The organism is Betaproteobacteria bacterium (genome assembly GCA_009377585.1).
In the GTDB taxonomy this organism is placed as follows: domain Bacteria; phylum Pseudomonadota; class Gammaproteobacteria; order Burkholderiales; family WYBJ01; genus WYBJ01.
The window spans coordinates 6,496-23,692 of record WHTS01000095.1; the positions used below are offsets into that span (position 1 = coordinate 6,496).

The window sequence follows — 17,197 nt, forward strand, 5'->3', positions numbered from 1 at the left end:
GGCGAAGCCAGGGCAGACGCGTCCAGACACACCTCCCGTAAAGGACGGCACGAGGGGCGTGGCTATCGGCTGGCGCCGAGGAACGCAGCCGCGACGTCTCGTCCCCACCCCGACCTGCTCCCAGGGCGAAGGCGTCGCAAACCCGCCGCGCGTACGGTTTCGAGCAGGCGTGATGATATGCGACTCGGCCCGGTCCAGGAAACACGGCCGTCGGCATCCGCCACGGATTACAATCCCACCGGCAGGTATCCGCGCCACCCACGCGCGTCGACGCGTCATGCGTGCAAGCTGCGGCCTTCAATGAACTTTCGCAAAGTGGATGACGTCCACGAGGCGCTGTATGCTCCCCTTTCCCTCATGCGCCTGCCCTATCCGCGGTCCTTTCTCGGCCTTCTGATTGCCGGTGTCGCCCTGGTGGCGGCGCCGCTGCTGATCGGGCTGGCGACGAGCGCGCATTACACCGACCGGCTGGCAGTGACCGGCCAGAGCGCACTCAATCGCGCCGTAGAAACCACGCAGGCAAGCCGTCGCATCGCCGCTCTGTTGCGCGAGCTGGAACGCGCCGCACGCCAATCGGTCATCTTCGCGGAGGAGTCGCTGCCGGCGCATTACCCGGCGCTACGCCGGAAATTGAGCGCCACGGCGGAGCGGCTGCTGGATCTGCCGTTCGACGCCGAGCAGCGCGCGAAGCTCGACCGGGTGCTCGAGATCGAGCAGACGATCTATCTCAGCCTGGCGCAGCCGGGCAAGCCCGACGCGGACGGGGCCGAGCCCGGCCCCGTGATCGCACGTTTCGCCCAGGCAAACCGGCTGGCCGAAGACATCATCGAGCGCAGCGACGCACTGATCGAGCGCGAGAGCGCGAACATGACGGCGATCGCCCAGCGCGCGCAGCGGGCGATGTTCTGGTTGTCCGCGGTCGCCATTCCGCTCGCGATCGCAATGATCTGGAGTTTTGCCATCATGCTGGCGCGACCGGTGCGCGAGCTCGACCAGGCGATCAGCGCCATCGGCTCGGGCAAGCTGTCCGCGCCGGTGGAGGTCAACGGGCCACGCGCCCTGGAGGAGCTCGGACGCCGGCTGGAATGGCTGCGGCTCGAGCTGCTCGACCTCGAGCAGCAGAAGAACCGCTTCCTGCGCCAGGTGGCCCATGCGCTCAAGACGCCGCTTGCCGCCGTGCGCGAAAGCACCGATCTCCTGGCCGAACGTGGCGGCCGCGACCGCACCGACACCGAGCGCGAGCTGATGGCGATCCTGCGCCGCAACGGGCTCGAATTGCAGCGCAGGATCGAGGATCTGCTCCAGCTCGGCGAAGCCGATTTCAGGCGCCTGACGCTCAACATCGACCGGGTCGAGCTGGATGCATTGTTTTCGGAGGTGCGCCAAAGCCACCAGCTCGCGGCACGCGCGAAGCGGTTGCGTATCGAGGTGGACGTGGCGCCGGATGCGGATTACCTCAGCGCGGATCCCGACAAGCTGCGCGTCATCGTCGATAATCTGCTCTCCAATGCGATCAAGCATGCGCCTGCGGCAACCGCCATCGAGCTGTTCGCGCGCCGCGAACACGACGCGATCACCATCGGAATTCGCGACCAAGGCCACGGCATTCCGCCGCAGGACCGCGAGCGGGTGTTCGATCCCTACTACCAGGGCGAGGCGGCGGCGAGCGGCGCCATCAAGGGCAGCGGCGTGGGCCTGTCGATCGTGCGTGAGTACGCGCTCGCTCATGGCGGCAAGGCGATGGTGACGGACGATGAGCGCGGCGGTGCGCAAGTGTGCGTGATTTTGCCGATGCTGCCGCGCGCGGTGAACGAATGAAGGTGTATTCTTACCTGCGAACGCTGATCGCCAGCCTGCTGCTCGCGGCGTGCACCACAGTCGGCGTCGAGAAACCGCCTCCAGCCATCGCGCCGCAACCAGCTCCCCCGGTAGCGGAGCCGGCTCCGCCCGTCGAGGTCGCGCCGACGCCGCCACCGGTTGCCATCCCGGAAGCGCCGGCTGCCCTGCGGGCGCTGCGCTTTTATGCGGCTTTGAAGGAGCGCCCGGCGCGCGAACAGCGGCAGGAACAAGAGCGCTTGCGCAAATCGTTCGCCGCCTCGCGCTCGGATTACGACCGTATCCGCCTCGCGCTGGCGTTCAGCATGCCGGGCGTCTCGGCTGCCGAGGAATCCCAGGCCCTGGAGTTGCTGGAGCCATTGGTTCGGGATCTGCGTAGCGACTACCACGAGCTCGCCTTGCTTGCCTCGACGTTGCTCGCAGAACAACGCCGACGCGGCGAGCAGGCGGCGGCATTGCAAAGAAAACTGGAGCGCATCAAGGCGCTGGAGAAAGAAATGCAGGAGCGTTCAACCGCACGGGAGTTGCGTTCGCGATGAGCATTCAGCCCGGCGTCCTGGTGGTCGACGACGACCCCGATCTGTTACGGCTTCTTACCATCCGCCTGGAAGGCGCCGGCTACCGCGTGAGCGCCGCGCCGAGCGGCGAACGCGCCTTGGCGCAAATGGCTGTCGATCGACCGGCGTTGGTCATCACCGATCTGCGCATGGGCGGCATGGACGGGCTCGCGCTATTCGACGCGGTGCGTACGGCGTATCCAACGCTGCCGGTCATCATCCTGACCGCGCATGGCACGATCCCCGACGCGGTCGCGGCAACGCGACGCGGCGTATTCGGTTATCTCACCAAGCCGGTGGACCCGCAGAACCTGTTGTCCGAAGTGGGGCGCGCGCTCAATCTCGGATTGGCCAGCCACACGCCGTCGCCGGACGAATCCACCTGGCTCAACGGCATCGTCACGCGCAGCTCGCGCATGCAGGAGCTCATCGCCAAGGCGCGGCTCATTGCGCCCACCGAGGCCAGCGTGCTGATCCTGGGGGAGAGTGGATCAGGGAAGGAATTGCTCGCGCGCGCAATCCACGAGGCGAGCCCACGCGCCGCACAGCCCTTCGTTGCCATCAATTGCGCGGCGATCCCCGCCGAGCTGCTCGAGTCGGAGCTGTTCGGTCACATGAGAGGCTCCTTCAGCGGCGCAACCCGCGATCACCCCGGGCTGTTCGCGGCGGCCGAGGGCGGAACGATCCTGCTGGACGAAATCGGCGACATGCCGCTCGCGCTGCAGGCGAAGCTGTTGCGGGTGCTGCAGGAGCGTCATGTGCGCCCGGTCGGCTCCACCAGCGCGCGCGAGATCGACGTCCGGCTCATCTCCGCCAGTCATCGCAACATCGAGGCTGCGGTTGCGGAGGGCTCGTTTCGCGATGATCTGTACTATCGGCTGAACGTCGTGACGCTGCGTTTGCCGGCGCTCGCTGAGCGCCGCGACGATATTCCGCTGCTCGCCATGCACTTCCTGCGCGAGCTGGCCACGCGCTACGAGCGCCAGGTCAACGGCGTCTCGCCCGAGGCGATGGCGCTGCTGGTCGCCGCGGACTGGCCCGGCAACGTCCGCCAGCTGCGCAATGTCGTCGAGCAGGCGGTGGCGCTCGCGACTTCAGCCGTGGTTCCGGAAAGTGCGGTGCAGGATGCGATCAAGCATCAGAGCCGCCAGTTCACTTCGCTGGAGGAGGCGCGCCGGCGCTTCGAGCACGACTACCTGGTGCAGCTGCTCAAGATCACTTCGGGTAACGTGACGCAGGCAGCCCGGCTCGCACGGCGCAATCGAACCGAGTTCTACAAGCTGCTCCAGCGCCACAAGCTCGAACCTTCCGCGTTCAAAGCGTTGGTTCGTTGATAACGCCCCTGATTCGCCCTGATTCGCCGATGGGGCGCCCGGGCGTTTCCCCGCGCGCGTTCGGCAGGAAGCGTCAGTAACGGTGGCGCGGACGCATGTCCTGCAACATCTCGCTGCGCATGCTGTGCAGCACGCTGGCAGCAAACAGTGCCAAGGGCTCGCGTAACTCCACCGGCGCATCCTGGAACGCGTGCTTCACAGCGCTTTCCACCAGTCGCATGGTGTTCGGATCGGCAAGCGCGGCTACGATGCGCCGCTCGACCGCGTTGCCCAGCGCGTCGACGGGGTCGGGCTGCGCCGCCGCTTCGCGCAGAATGTTGGCCGCGATGCCGATGACGAGCGCGCGCACAAGTGGATCCAGCGCGGGATGTGCGGCGTTTCCCGCGCCGGGGTGCGGATGAGCAGCCGGCTCGACTCGTTGCGGCGGCCACGCGGCGCCAAGCGCATTTCCTTCGTGCGCGACGCTCGTACCGGCCATGACCATGGCGACCACCGCCGCATACCCTCCGATCCTACGTACGCATGCGTTCATGACAACCCTTTGCGGTTCGACGCGGCAAAAACGCGCAACAGCTCAGCAACGTCCGGGCCGGACAAACGGTTTACACCGCTGGCACGGGCTAGAAGTCGCCCCACAACGCCTGCATGGCGGCCAGTGCCGCCATGCCCGCGGTCTCGGTCCTCAGCACGCGCGGGCCGAGACTCACGGCGACGAAACCCATGCGTCGCACCAGCGCGAGTTCTTCGTCGGCGAAACCCGATTCGGCCCCGGCCAGCAATACAACCTCGCCCGCCAGCGGCCCGGCCTGCGACAGCCGCAGCGACGCGCCCGGCTCCAGCACAATGCCGCACAGCATACCGCGTTGCGCGTCGGAGAGCGTGCTCAGCCAGTCGGCCAGGTCCAGCAGCGGCTTCACAGCCGGCACCTGGTTGCGGCCGCATTGCTCGCACGCGGCGATCGCGACCCGCTGCCAATGCTGTACGCGCTTGTCCGCGCGCTCGTCGCCCAGCCGCACCTTGCCACGGCGCGCCAGCAACGGCTGGATCCAGACGACCCCCAGCTCGACGGCCTTCTGCACCGTGAGATCCATCCGCTCGCCCGCGGACACCACCTGGGCGAGGCCAACCCGCAGGGCGGATTCCCGTTCGATGGGCGCGTGCGCTTCGACCCGAACCCGCACGCTGTCGCGCTCTAGCGTCCGGATCGCCGCGCGGTATTCGCCGCCCTCGCCGTCGAACAGCGTGATCGCATCGCCGGGCCGCATGCGCAGCACGCGGGCCACGTGTCGCGAAGGCCCATCGTCCAATGTGGTATCGCGCCCGACCTGCATCGGAGCGCGATGGTAGACTCGCGGAAGCTTCATGCTGCACGGTTCGGCCGGTGGCGCGCTTCGCAATGCGCGGGCCCGCAATCTTGGCACATCGGCCTCGGTTAGCCAAAACAGTCGCGTCGAGTCAATCGCTTGCCCCGTTCCGATCCGCATGCCGATGCGCGTCTCGTCGAGCCGGTGCTCGCGATCGTGCGCGCGGTCGCGGCGCGCGAGATCATGCCGCGCTACCTCAAGGTCGCCCATAGCCGCAAGGCCGACGGCAGCCTCTTCACCGCAGCCGACCTGGCCGCGCAGGATGCGCTGAAATCCGCGCTGTCGAGCCTTGTGCCAGTGCCGGTGCTGGCCGAGGAAATGACCCAGCAAGAGCAGGCGCTGCAATGGCTGGAAGGCGATGCAGGGCTGTGGTGCGTCGATCCGATCGACGGCACGTCGAACTTCGTCAACGGCCTGCCTTACTTCGCCGTGTCGGTCGCCCTGATGCGCCACGGCCGGCCGGTGCTCGGCGTGGTGTACGACCCGGTGGCGGACGAAGCCTTCCATGCGGCGCACGGGCGAGGGGCGTTTCTCAACGGCGAGCGGCTGCCGATCAAGAGCTACGTGCCAGTGCTCGAGAACGCCATGGCCGGCGTGGACCTCAAGCGTCTGGAGCGGCGCCTGGCGCAAAGTCTCGCCATTTCGCCCCCGTACATGTCCCAGCGCAACTACGGCGCAAGCACGCTCGAATGGTGTTACGCCGCGGCCGGACGCTTCGACGTCTACCTGCACGGCGGCCAGCGGCTGTGGGACTATGCCGCCGGTGCGCTCATCATGAGCGAAGCCAACGGGCGCATATGCAGCCTGGATCACGACGACTTCTGGGCTGCGCCGCTGTGGCGTCGCTCCGTCATCGCGGCGCTCGACCCGGTGCTGTTCGAAGCCTGGAAGACATGGCTTCGCGCCCATGCCGGCGATCCGGGCTGACGCGCGGCTGGCGGTGCGGCTCGAATTCGACCGGGCGAGCTGCGCCATCCGGGCTAGAATCGCGTTTTTTGCACTGCGGCAATCTTGAAGATCCTCGTCCTCGGCGCCGGCCAGGTCGGCTCGAGCGTAGCCGAAAGCCTCGTCTCCGAAGCCAACGACATCACCGTCGTCGACATCAATGCGGCGCGCCTGGCGCAACTGCAGGATCGCTTCGACCTGCGCACGGTTGCCGGCAACGCCAGCCATCCGTCGGTGCTCATTCAGGCCGGGATCGAGGATGCCGACATGCTGGTGGCGGTGACCCAGAGCGACGAGACCAACCTGGTCGCCTGCAAGCTCGCGCACAAGCTGTTCAACACGCCCACCCGGATCGCGCGCATCCGCGCCGCCGACTACCTCAACCATCCGGATATCTTCTCCGCGGACAACTTCGCGGTCGATCTCGCCATCTGCCCCGAGCAGATCCTGACCGATTACATCGTCAAGCTGATCGAGTTTCCGGAATCGCTGCAGGTGCTCGAGTTCGCCGGCGGACGGCTGTCGCTGGTCGCCGTGCTCGCCTTCCACGGCGGGCCGCTGGTCGGCCATCAGCTGCAGGAAATCCGCTCGCACATGCCGCACATCAATGCGCGCGTGGCTGCGATCTTCCGGCGCGACAGCCCGATCATGCCCGAGGGCAGCACCGTGATCGAAGCGGGCGACGAGGTGTTCTTCCTCGCCGCCAGCGAGCACATTCGCGACGTCCTGCGCGAGCTGCGGCGCATGGACAAGCCGGCGCGCCGGGTGCTGATCGGCGGCGGCGGCAACATCGGTCGCAGGCTCGCGCGCGCGCTCGAGCAGCACTACGACGTGAAGCTGATCGAATTCAACAAGGCCGGCGCCCAGCGCCTCGCTTCCGAGCTGGACAAGACGCTGGTGATCGCGGGCGACATCACCGACGAGGAACTGCTCGAGTCCGAGAACGCCGACGAGATGGACATCTTCTGCGCCGTCACCAACGACGACGAGAACAACATCATGTCGTCGCTCCTCGCCAAGCGCATGGGTGCGCGCAAGACGATCGCGCTCATCAATCGCACCTCCTATGTCGACCTGGTGCAGACGGGCCGTATCGACATCGCCATATCGCCCGCGCAGGCCACCATCGGCACGCTGCTCGCGCACGTGCGCAGAGGCGACTGCGTGGCGGTGCATTCGCTGCGCCGCGGGGCCGCCGAGGCTCTCGAGCTGATCGCCCACGGCGATCGCAAGTCCTCCAAGGTGGTCGGGCGCAAGGTCGAGGAGATCGATCTGCCCAAGGGCGCAACGATCGCGGCCCTGGTCCGGCGCAGCCCCGTGCCCGAGCGGCGCGATTCGCGGGGCTTCGCCGACGAGGTGATCATTGCCCACCACGACACCGTCATCCAGGCCGACGATCACGTCATCGTTTTCGCGGTCAACAAGCGCATCGTGCCCAAGGTCGAGAAGCTGTTCCAGGTCGGCGTAGGCTTTCTCTGAGCATGCCGATGCATGCATCCGAGGGCGCGGCCATGCGCGGTGAGCGGACTTGAACAGCCTGCTCCCGGTGGCCCCGCTGCTGGGGCTGATTGCGATGGTCATGAGCTTGTGGCACCTCGTGCCGCTCGCGGTCTCGATCGGGCTTGCCGACGGCGCGGCGCACGCATTCGCTCAATCCATGGCGATCAACAGCGCGGCCGGATACGTGCTCTGGCTCGCGACCCGGCGCTTTCGTCAGGACTTGAAGCCCCGCGACGGCATTACCCTGGTTGTGTTCGCCTGGGTCGGTGGCGCAGCTTTCGCCACGGTGCCGCTGTTGCTGTCCATTCCGGGCCTCAGCTTCACCGACGCCTATTTCGAGTCCGTGGCCGGGCTCACGGCGAGCGGCGGCACGGTGCTCACGGGGCTCGATCGCCTGCCGCCGTCGATCAACGTCTGGCGTGCCGAGCTGCAGTGGTTGGGCGGGCTCGGAATTCTCGTTCTGGCGGTCGCCATACTGCCGCTGCTCGGACTGGGCGGGCGCCAGATCTACCGCGCCGAGATGCCCGGGCCGATGAAGGACGCGCGCATGACACCGCGCATCAAGGAAACGGCCAAGGCGCTCTGGACCGTTTACGTCGTGCTCACCGCGCTGTGCCTTCTCGCCTACTGGGCGGCAGGGATGGGGTGGATCGACGCGCTCGTGCACGCCTTCACCACCATGGGGCTGGGCGGTTTCTCCTCGCACGACGCGAGCATCGGCTACTTCGAGTCGCCCGCCATCGAGGCGGTGGCGATCGTGTTCATGCTGGTCGCCGGGATCAACTTCGCCACCCACTTCATTGCATGGCGCGGTCGCAGCATCGCCGCCTATCGCAAGGACCCCGAGGCGACGACTTACCTCTTCCTGCTGAGCGCGAGCGTGCTGCTGATCGGCGGTTACCTCTGGGCGCACGAAGTCTATCCGGACCTGGCGACGTCGATTCGCTACGCGGCCTTCAACACCATCTCGATCGCGACCACGACCGGATACTCCACGACCGACTACGGCATCTGGCCGTCGTTCGCCCCGCTCTGGCTGCTCTTTCTCGGCACATTTGCCGCTTGTTCCGGTTCGACCGGCGGCGGAATCCGCATGATCCGTGCGATCGTGCTCTATCGCCAGATCTACCGCGATATGGTGCGCATGCTGCATCCGAACGCCATCACCCCGGTGAAAGTGGCCGGTCAGGTGATCCCGGGACGGACCATCTTCGGCGTGCTCGCCTTTTTCTTTGCGTGGGTAGCAACTCTGGTGGTCGCCTCGCTGCTGCTGGCCGGATCGGGATTGCCGCCGCTCACGGCGCTTTCGGCCGCCGTCGCGTCCCTGTGCAACATCGGGCCGGGGCTGCACGAAGTTGGACCGGCAGCGAATTTCGCGAACCTGTCCGATGCTCAGATCTGGATCTGCACCGCGACCATGCTGCTCGGCCGCCTGGAGATCTTCACCGTTCTCATCCTGTTCACACCGGCATACTGGCGCACGTGAGCGCGCGCCGGCGTAACCAGGGGGTCAGGTCTCCCATGTTGCATGCTTTCTGCCAATCAGCCGCGTATGTCGGCGTAACGGTGCAACATGGGAGACCCTGACCCCGAGAAAGCGGCTTGAAAATTCGTGGGAAACCGCGCGGCGCAGGGAGCCGGGCCGGGTCTCGTTGTGAAGCCCCGGGCGCGCGTTTACAATGCCTGTATGCTCAGCATGAACCTCACGGATCATTTCCTGATCGCCATGCCGAACATGGTCGATCCGAACTTCTCGCGCACGCTCACGTATGTCTGCGAACACAACGATCAGGGTGCGCTCGGCCTGGTCGTGAACCGCCCGATCGACATGACGCTGTCGGCGCTGCTGGCACAGGTGAGCGTTCCGCACGCCGACGCCGAGTTGGCGAAGACGCCCGTGCACTTCGGCGGACCGGTTCAGGTCGATCGCGGCTTCGTGTTGCACCAGCCGATCGGGGAATGGCAGTCCACGCTGGCCGTCAACGGCCGCATCGGCCTGACGACGTCCAAGGACATCCTGGTCGCCGTAGGCAGCGGCGAAGGACCGAGCAAGCTCCTGGTGACGCTCGGTTATGCCGGCTGGGCGCCGGGGCAGCTGGAGAACGAGCTGTCGCAGAATGCCTGGCTCACGGTGCCGGCCTCGCCCGAGGTGATCTTCGACGTGCCGTTCGAAGAACGGCTGCCCGCGGCCATGCAGTTGCTCGGCGTCGATCTTGCGAGCTTGTCGGAGCAGGCCGGTCATGCCTGAATGCGCGCGAGGCGCGCAGCCGTGAGCTCGGCCGGCTGCAGCAGCGCCGCCGAATTCCACCCCGCCGGTTCCTTCGATCCCGATGCAGTGGCGGCCAAGCGCGACGGTGCCGACGGGACCGTGCTCGCATTCGATTTCGGTACGAGGCGGATCGGGGTTGCGGTCGGGGATATGCGGCTTGGCATCGCGCACCCGCTGGCCACCATCGCCGCGGAGGACAATCGCCGGCGCTTCGAGGCGATCGCGCGCCTGGTCGATGAGTGGCAGCCCGTGCGTTTCGTGCTCGGACATCCGGCCAGCCGCGGCGCCGAGCCGCATCCCCTGGCGCCGGCTTTGCAGCGCTTCGAGCGGCGGCTTGCTGCGCGCTTCGGCGTGCCGGTCGAGCGCGTGGACGAAACCCTGTCCTCATGGGATGCCAGCCGCCGGCTGTCGGCCGCGGGTCGACCTGCTCGGAGTCAGAAGCCGCAGCTGGACGCCATGGCGGCGTGCGTGATCCTGGAGAGCTGGTTCGAGTGCTCTCGCACGCCGGCCTCGGCCGGGCGTGAGGGTTGCGCATGACGACCCGGCTGCCGGATGCCGAGGCGCTGCTGCAAGCGCTTGCCGGGCAGGTCGGAAGTGCGATCCGGGACAACACGGCGCTGATCGGAATCCATACCGGCGGCGTGTGGCTCGCCGAGCGGCTGCATCGCGATCTCGAGCTCGCTGTTCCACTCGGTACGCTGGACGTGAATTTCTATCGCGACGATTTCGAGCAGCGCGGGCTGCGCACGCAGGTGAGACCGTCCACGATTCCGTTCGAGGTCGACGGGCGCGACCTGATCCTGGTCGACGACGTGCTCTATACCGGCCGCACCATCCGCGCCGCGATGAACGAACTGTTCGACTATGGCCGGCCAGCCAGCATTCGGCTCGCCACACTGATCGACCGCGGCGGGCGCGAGCTGCCGATCGCGCCCCAGTTCGTCGGTGCACGCGTCGAGGTCGCGTTCGACCAGAATATCGAGCTCACCCGCGACGAGCACGGACGGCTCACGCTCAAGCTGAGCGAGAACACGGCCGCAGCGGGTCATTAGCGTTTAGCCATGACAGCGAACCCGCAATTGAACGCCAGGGGCGAGCTCACGCACCTGCTCGACATCGAAGGGCTGCCGGCGTCGATCCTGTGGCAGATCCTCGATACCGCGCGCTCGTTCGTGAGCATCGGCGAACGCGAGGTGAAGAAGGTTCCGCTGCTGCGCGGCAAGAGCGTCTTCAATCTGTTCTTCGAAGCGAGCACCCGCACCCGCACCACCTTCGAGATCGCCGCCAAGCGCCTCTCGGCCGACGTCATCAATCTCAACATCTCGACCTCGTCGCAGAACAAGGGCGAACGGGTGCTCGACACGGTCGCCAACCTGGCTGCGATGAATGCCGACCTGTTCGTGGTGCGGCACGCCCAAAGCGGCGCGGCACACCTCATCGCCAAGCACGTATCGCCCGATATCCACGTCATCAATGCCGGCGACGGCCGCCACGAGCATCCCACGCAAGGACTGCTCGATGTCTTCACCATTCGCCACTACAAGAACGAGTTCTCGAACCTGCGCGTGGCGATCGTGGGCGACGTGCTGCACTCGCGCGTCGCGCGTTCGCAAATCCATGCCCTGGCGCGGCTCGGCTGCCCGGAGATCCGGGCGATCGGACCGCGCACGCTGCTCCCCCGCGACATCGGCGCACTGGGCGTGCACGTCTATCACGACATGGCCGCGGGTCTGAAGGACGTCGACGTGATCACGATGCTGCGGCTGCAGAACGAGCGCATGCAAGGGCCGCTGCTGCCGAGCCCACAGGAATTCTTCAAGAACTACGGGCTCACGCCGGAGAAGCTCGCGTTCGCGCGCCCCGATGCCATCGTGTTGCATCCGGGTCCGATAAACCGCGGGGTGGAGATCGATTCGAGCGTGGCCGACGGCAGCCAGTCGGTCATCCTGCCGCAGGTCACGTTCGGCATCGCGATCCGCATGGCGGTCATGTCGATGGTTGCGAGCAGCTAGTGTGATGAATCGTAAATTCGTCGCAATTCGTCATTCCCGCGCAAGCGGGAATCCAGAACGAGACTCCACCTGGACCCCCGCATTCGCGGGGGTGACGAAGTTCTGACTCAGGACACTAGCATGAAGATCCACATCCGTGGCGGCCGGGTGATCGATCCTGCGAGCGGGCTCGATGCCGTTCAGGATCTCTACATTGCCGAGGGCCGGATCGCCGGCCTGGGAAAGCGGCCCGAAGGTTTTCGCCCCGAGCACGAAATCGATGCGAGCAACCTGGTGATTTGTCCGGGGCTCATCGATCTCGCCGTGCGCCTGCGCGAGCCGGGCTACGAGCACATCGCCACGCTGGAATCGGAAATGAACGCCGCGGTCGCGGGCGGTGTCACGAGTCTCGCCTGCCTGCCCGACACCGATCCGCCGCTGGACGAGCCTGGGCTGGTGGAGATGCTCAAGCATCGCGCCCGGAACCTCAACCAGGCGCGCGTGTATCCGCTGGGCGCCCTGACCCAGGGGCTGCGCGGCGAGCGGCTGACCGAAATGGCGGAGCTGACCGAGGCCGGCTGCATCGCATTCACCCAGGCCGACGCGCCGCTGGTCGATACCGCGGTGCTGATGAGCGCGCTGCAGTACGCCTCCACCTTCGACTACCGGGTGTGGCTGCGCCCGCAGGAGCATTTTCTCGGCCGCGGCGGTGTCGCCCACGACGGCCAGGTCGCCACCCGCCTGGGACTGGCCGGCATCCCGGTCTCGGCCGAGACCATCGCCATCGCGACCATCCTGCATCTCATGCGCGACACCGATGCGCGGGTTCATTTCTGTCGAATCTCCAGTGCTGCCGGGCTCGCGATGCTGCGCGAGGCGCGCGCCCAGGGCTTGAAGGTCACCTGCGACCTCTCGATCCATCACCTGCACCTGAGCGAGATGGACATCGGCTACTACGACTCCAATTGCCACCTGGTGCCGCCGTTGCGCAGCCAGCGCGACCGCGACGCGCTGCGCGCGGGCCTGAGCGACGGCACCATCGATGCGTTGTGCTCCGACCACACCCCGGTGGACGAGGACGCCAAGCAGCTTCCGTTCGCCGAGTCCGACGCCGGCGCCACCGGGCTGGAACTGCTCCTGCCCCTGACGCTCAAATGGGGGGAAGAAAGTGCCATTCCCCTGGCGGCCGCGCTGGCAAGAATCACCTGCGAGCCGGCGCGTATCCTCGGCATCCAGGCGGGCCGGTTGAGCGTCGGCGGCGATGCCGACCTGTGCGTGTTCGATCCGGACAGCTATTGGCGCATCGACGCCCAGTCGCTTCGGAGCATGGGCAAGAACACGCCTTTTTTCAAATGGGAGCTGCGTGGACAGGTGCACTACACCCTGGTCGAAGGCCAGGTCGTCTACGCGCTGGGAAGGTGAAGCGATGAATCCACTGCTGGACTATTCGGGCTTGCCCCGCTTCAGCGATTTCGGGCCGCAGTTGGTGGCACCGGCGATCGACACGCTGCTGGCCGAATGCCGCGCAGCCGTCGCGTGCCTGACGCAGGCGCAAACGCCCGTCACCTGGGACGATTTCGTACAGCCGCTGATCGACGCCAACGAGCGCCTCGGCCGCACCTGGGGACAGGTTGCGCATCTCAATGCGGTCGTGAACACGCCCGAGTTGCGCGAAGCCTACAACGCCGCACTGCCCAAGGTCACGCAATACTGGACCGAGCTCGGCCAGAACGAGGCCTTGTTCGAGCGCTACCGCATGCTGTCGCAATCGCAGGAGCTCGCTGCGCTCAATCCCGCCCGGCGCAAGGTCATCGAGAACGAGCTGCGCGATTTCCGCCTGGGCGGCGCCGAGCTCCCGCCCGAGCGCAAGCAGCGCTTCAAGGCGGTACGCGAAGAGCTCGCCGAGCTCACCTCGCGCTTCTCCGACAACATTCTGGATGCCACCGATGCGTTCTCCCACATCGAGACCGATCGTGACCGCGTTGCCGGCATTCCGGACGATGTGCTGGCGGCGGCGCACAAGGCTGCTCAGGATGCGGGACAGGATGGCTGGAAATTCACGCTGCACATGCCGTCGTACCTGCCCGTCATGCAGTATGCGACCGACCGGGGTTTGCGCGAGCTGATGTATCGCGCCTACGCGACGCGCGCCTCGGAATTCGGCAACGCGGAATGGAACAACACGCCGATCATCGCCCGCATCCTGAAGTTGCGACGCGAGCTGGCCGAGCTGCTGGGCTTCGAGAACTACGCTCAGTATTCGCTCGAGCCCAAGATGGCGAAATCGCCTGCCGAGGTGCTCGAATTCCTGCACGACCTGGGGCGACGCGCGAAGCCGTTCGCCGAGCGTGACCTGGAGGAATTGAAGGCATTCGCTCGCGCGGAGCTTGGTCTCGACAGCTTGCAAGCCTGGGACGTTCCCTACGCCTCGGAGCGGCTGCGCATCGCGCGCTATGCGTTTTCGGACCAGGAAGTGAAGCAGTATTTCCCCGAGGATCAGGTGCTGAACGGCTTGTTCGGCCTGGTGGAGCGGCTGTACGGCCTGGCCGTGAGAGAAGACCGGGCGCCGCTGTGGCATCCGGACGTGCGCTTCTTCAGCCTGATCGATCGCGCCGGCGAGCGGGTCGGCCAGTTCTATCTCGACTTGTACGCGCGCTCCGGCAAGCGCGGCGGCGCGTGGATGGACGATGCCATCACCCGCCGCCGCATCGGAGCCGCGATCCAGGCGCCGGTGGCGTATCTCACCTGCAACTTCTCCGCGCCGGTCGCCGGCAAGCCGGCGCTGCTCACGCACGACGACGTAAGCACCCTGTTCCACGAGTTCGGACACGGGCTGCACCATCTGCTCACGCGCGTCGAGGATCTACCGGTCGCGGGCATCAGCGGCGTGGAATGGGATGCGGTCGAGCTCCCCAGCCAGTTCATGGAGAACTTCTGCTGGGAGTGGGAGGTGCTGGCGCCGATGACGCGGCAGGTCGAGACGGGCGAGCGCCTGCCGCGCGCACTGTTCGATCGGATGTTGGCGGCGAGGAATTTCCAGATCGGCATGCAGACCGTGCGCCAGCTCGAGTTCTCGCTGTTCGACATGCTGCTGCACAGCGCGCACGATCCGGACGGCGCCGAAACCACCGAGGACGTACTGGCCCGCGTGCGCGCCGAAATCGCGGTGCTCGTGCCCCCGCCCTACAATCGCTTCGCCAACAGCTTCAGTCACATCTTCGGCGGCGGCTATGCCGCCGGCTACTACAGCTACAAGTGGGCCGAAGTCCTGTCCGCCGACGTCTACAGCCTGTTCGAGGAAACCGGCGTGCTCAACGCCGAGACCGGCAAGCGCTTCCGCGACGAGATCCTCGGCGTGGGCGGCAGCCGCCCGGCGCTCGAATCGTTCGTCGCCTTCCGCGGGCGCGAGCCGCGCATCGATGCCCTGCTGCGCCATACCGGCATGAGCGACGCCGTGCCGGCGTGACGCCCTGCCTGCGTGGGCGGGGATCGGCTGTGTTACAGTGAGTCGACCTGGCTCGAAGCGAGGAGACGATGAAATTCCTTGTTCTGGCGCTCGCCGTAGCGCTCGCGGTACCGGTGCACGCCGCCATGTACAAGTGGGTCGATGCGCAGGGACGCGTGCAGTATTCGGACATCCCGCCGCCGCCCAACGCGCGCAACGCCGAGGAACAAAAGATCGTTCCGAACACCATTCAGACGACAGGCGCTCCGTTTGCCGTGCAGGAGGCCGCCAAGCGCAATCCGGTTACCGTATGGATGAGCGACTGCGGCGATCTGTGCAACCGGGCCCGCGACTACCTGGCGCGCCGTGGCGTTCCGCACACCGTGCGCAATCCTTCCCGCCAGAGCGAACAGGAAGCATGGAAGCAGGTGAGCGGCGGGGACAACTCCGTGCCGCTGCTGGTGATCGGCACGAACCAGAAGCTGAAAGGCTTCGACGAAAGCCAGTGGAACGCCGCGCTGGATACGGCGGGCTATCCGCGCAACGCACCGGCGTTGGAGCCACACGCCATTCCGAGCGTGGAGGCGCCCGTGGTGGTCAAGCCCGCTGCAGGAGCCGGCGCGCCGCCGCCCGCTCAAGGCGCCCAGGCCGCCGGACCGGCCAAGTAGGTAGTGCTCAATTGCTCTGGTGTAGGCGAGTCACGGCGTAGCGAACGGGCCCGTGCGGTCAACGCTTCGAGCTTCGGGCGTAGCGCCGCCTGCCGCCATACGGGCCGAGCAGACTCGCCACTTCCGGTTGATCCTCGCCGATAAGCGACAGCGCCCGTTCGACGCCGGGCCGAATCGCCGCCTTGAGCTTGCTGTCCATCGACTCGATCGCTTCGATCAGCAGGAAGTCCTGCTTGTGTGCCAGCGCCATTGCGAGCGCGGCGCCTTGGTACACATCCTTCTCCCGCTTCGGGTTCTCGGCGCCCGTCCGCAGCGCGTACAGCGCGAGCTTGTGCAGGCAGAACCAACCGGGATGCGGCACGGTCACCGGCACGATGCGGTCACGACCGATCAGAACGGACGAGATCGTGCTCCTGAGCAAATACTGCAGGTATGGCAGCGCGATCGCGTGAGCGTCCAGCTCCGGCACGAGTACCGGCACATACGGCTTGCCGCGTGCCGGCACGAGCAGATCGACCTTGAGATTTCGCCCTCGGACCTTGAACGAAGTGGCGGGGCCACCGCGCTCGAGCGCCGGAACTTCGTGGAACGGCAAACCGGTCTGGCGAAGCAATGCAAGCAGACCGCCTTGCGGCAGCGCCGCGAGCTCGATGCTCCGGCCGCTCGCGACGTCGACGTCTTCCGTCATGGGGAACGGTGAGGCCAAAACGCCCAGCTCGTTGAGGATCGCCCCGTAGGCGTGCGTGCCGACCAATACTCCGCCGCCGCCGAACACGCCGGCATTGAAGAGCGATGCGACGGTCACCAGCGTCGAGTTGTCGGCGCTGTAGAAGCCGATCTTCCGCAGCCGTCGGCTATGCTCGGCGATCGCAGCCTGCTCCGCGATCTCCTCCCTCGCCCGTTCGGCCTTGACCGCCGTCTGCGGATCGGTGGCCGCGCCGAGGTACTCGTTGATGCGCCGTCCGCTCGCATCGTAGCGGTAGCGATAGACGAACTTCCCGCCCGACCGCTCCTCGGTCTGGAGACTGCCCGCGGTCAGGAGCGGTACGGCCGCCTGGGCAAGCGCGATCTCCTTCGCCTGCGCATACGCGGTATGCAAGGGTAGGTCGAAGTAGCGGAGTCTGACCACGGCCGACGCTTTGTGGGACAAGATCGGATTCTATCCCACAAAAAACGGTCGGCGACCGACTCTGCCCACCACCGGGATGCCGGCGGTCGCAGCACCATGATATGGGCGGGCGCCTCCCGGAATAACCATGCCTGGCAAAGCGGCCAAAGCCCTGTGCTG

The 17,197-nt window shown here is 66.6% G+C and carries 16 protein-coding genes; 13 read left to right on the plus strand and 3 right to left on the minus strand.

Features of this window, described 5'->3' with window-relative positions; genetic code table 11:
* Positions 1-177: 177 nt before the first annotated feature.
* The 3 genes from GEV05_22950 to GEV05_22960 are packed head-to-tail and all read left to right on the plus strand — an operon-like array spanning position 178 to position 3,727.
* Positions 178-1,818: a HAMP domain-containing protein gene (locus GEV05_22950; GenBank protein MPZ46188.1), complete on the plus strand. Its 1,641-nt coding sequence runs from the start codon at positions 178-180 to the stop codon at positions 1,816-1,818.
* Positions 1,815-2,375, plus strand: a complete 561-nt coding sequence (locus GEV05_22955) for a hypothetical protein (GenBank protein ID MPZ46189.1) — start codon at positions 1,815-1,817, stop codon at positions 2,373-2,375. The genes GEV05_22950 and GEV05_22955 overlap by 4 nt, the downstream gene beginning before the upstream one ends.
* Positions 2,372-3,727 carry a response regulator gene (locus tag GEV05_22960; GenBank protein ID MPZ46190.1) on the plus strand — a complete coding sequence of 452 codons (1,356 nt, stop codon included), beginning with the start codon at positions 2,372-2,374 and terminating at the stop codon, positions 3,725-3,727. Before GEV05_22955 ends, GEV05_22960 begins: the two co-directional genes overlap by 4 nt.
* Before the next feature lie 73 nt (positions 3,728-3,800).
* On the opposite strand, the gene GEV05_22965 is transcribed toward GEV05_22960, so the two are convergent.
* Entirely contained in the window at positions 3,801-4,076 is a 276-nt protein-coding gene (locus GEV05_22965; GenBank protein ID MPZ46191.1) for a hypothetical protein, read from the minus strand.
* 271 nt (positions 4,077-4,347) lie between these two features.
* On the minus strand, positions 4,348-5,091 hold the full coding sequence (locus GEV05_22970) for a 16S rRNA (uracil(1498)-N(3))-methyltransferase (protein MPZ46192.1): 744 nt from the start codon (positions 5,089-5,091) through the stop codon (positions 4,348-4,350).
* A 183-nt stretch (positions 5,092-5,274) separates the two neighbouring features.
* Between GEV05_22970 and GEV05_22975 the strand changes: the two genes are divergently transcribed.
* The 10 genes from GEV05_22975 to GEV05_23020 all read left to right on the plus strand — a co-directional run bounded on the left by GEV05_22975 (position 5,275) and on the right by GEV05_23020 (position 15,909).
* Entirely contained in the window at positions 5,275-6,018 is a 744-nt protein-coding gene (locus tag GEV05_22975; GenBank protein MPZ46193.1) for an inositol monophosphatase, read from the plus strand.
* Between the two features lie 84 nt (positions 6,019-6,102).
* Positions 6,103-7,515, plus strand: coding sequence for a Trk system potassium transporter TrkA (gene trkA, locus GEV05_22980; GenBank protein MPZ46194.1), 1,413 nt, complete (start codon positions 6,103-6,105; stop codon positions 7,513-7,515).
* Positions 7,516-7,564: 49 nt separating this feature from the next.
* Positions 7,565-9,022 carry a TrkH family potassium uptake protein gene (locus GEV05_22985; GenBank protein ID MPZ46195.1) on the plus strand — a complete coding sequence of 486 codons (1,458 nt, stop codon included), beginning with the start codon at positions 7,565-7,567 and terminating at the stop codon, positions 9,020-9,022.
* Positions 9,023-9,223: 201 nt separating this feature from the next.
* Positions 9,224-9,784, plus strand: coding sequence for a YqgE/AlgH family protein (locus GEV05_22990; protein ID MPZ46196.1), 561 nt, complete (start codon positions 9,224-9,226; stop codon positions 9,782-9,784).
* Positions 9,785-10,342: a Holliday junction resolvase RuvX gene (ruvX, locus tag GEV05_22995; protein MPZ46197.1), complete on the plus strand. Its 558-nt coding sequence runs from the start codon at positions 9,785-9,787 to the stop codon at positions 10,340-10,342. It begins immediately after the preceding gene.
* A complete protein-coding gene (pyrR, locus tag GEV05_23000; protein ID MPZ46198.1) occupies positions 10,339-10,857 on the plus strand; it encodes a bifunctional pyr operon transcriptional regulator/uracil phosphoribosyltransferase PyrR in 519 nt (172 codons plus the stop codon). Before ruvX ends, pyrR begins: the two co-directional genes overlap by 4 nt.
* A 9-nt stretch (positions 10,858-10,866) precedes the next feature.
* Positions 10,867-11,817: an aspartate carbamoyltransferase catalytic subunit gene (locus tag GEV05_23005; protein MPZ46199.1), complete on the plus strand. Its 951-nt coding sequence runs from the start codon at positions 10,867-10,869 to the stop codon at positions 11,815-11,817.
* Positions 11,818-11,937: 120 nt separating this feature from the next.
* Positions 11,938-13,218 carry a dihydroorotase gene (locus GEV05_23010; protein ID MPZ46200.1) on the plus strand — a complete coding sequence of 427 codons (1,281 nt, stop codon included), beginning with the start codon at positions 11,938-11,940 and terminating at the stop codon, positions 13,216-13,218.
* Between the two features lie 4 nt (positions 13,219-13,222).
* The gene (locus tag GEV05_23015) at positions 13,223-15,262 is read left to right on the plus strand and encodes an oligopeptidase A (GenBank protein MPZ46201.1); all 2,040 of its coding nucleotides are present in this window, start codon (positions 13,223-13,225) and stop codon (positions 15,260-15,262) included.
* A 68-nt stretch (positions 15,263-15,330) separates the two neighbouring features.
* A complete protein-coding gene (locus GEV05_23020; GenBank protein MPZ46202.1) occupies positions 15,331-15,909 on the plus strand; it encodes a DUF4124 domain-containing protein in 579 nt (192 codons plus the stop codon).
* Positions 15,910-15,967: 58 nt separating this feature from the next.
* On the opposite strand, the gene GEV05_23025 is transcribed toward GEV05_23020, so the two are convergent.
* On the minus strand, positions 15,968-17,062 hold the full coding sequence (locus GEV05_23025) for a hypothetical protein (GenBank protein ID MPZ46203.1): 1,095 nt from the start codon (positions 17,060-17,062) through the stop codon (positions 15,968-15,970).
* Positions 17,063-17,197: the final 135 nt, after the last annotated feature.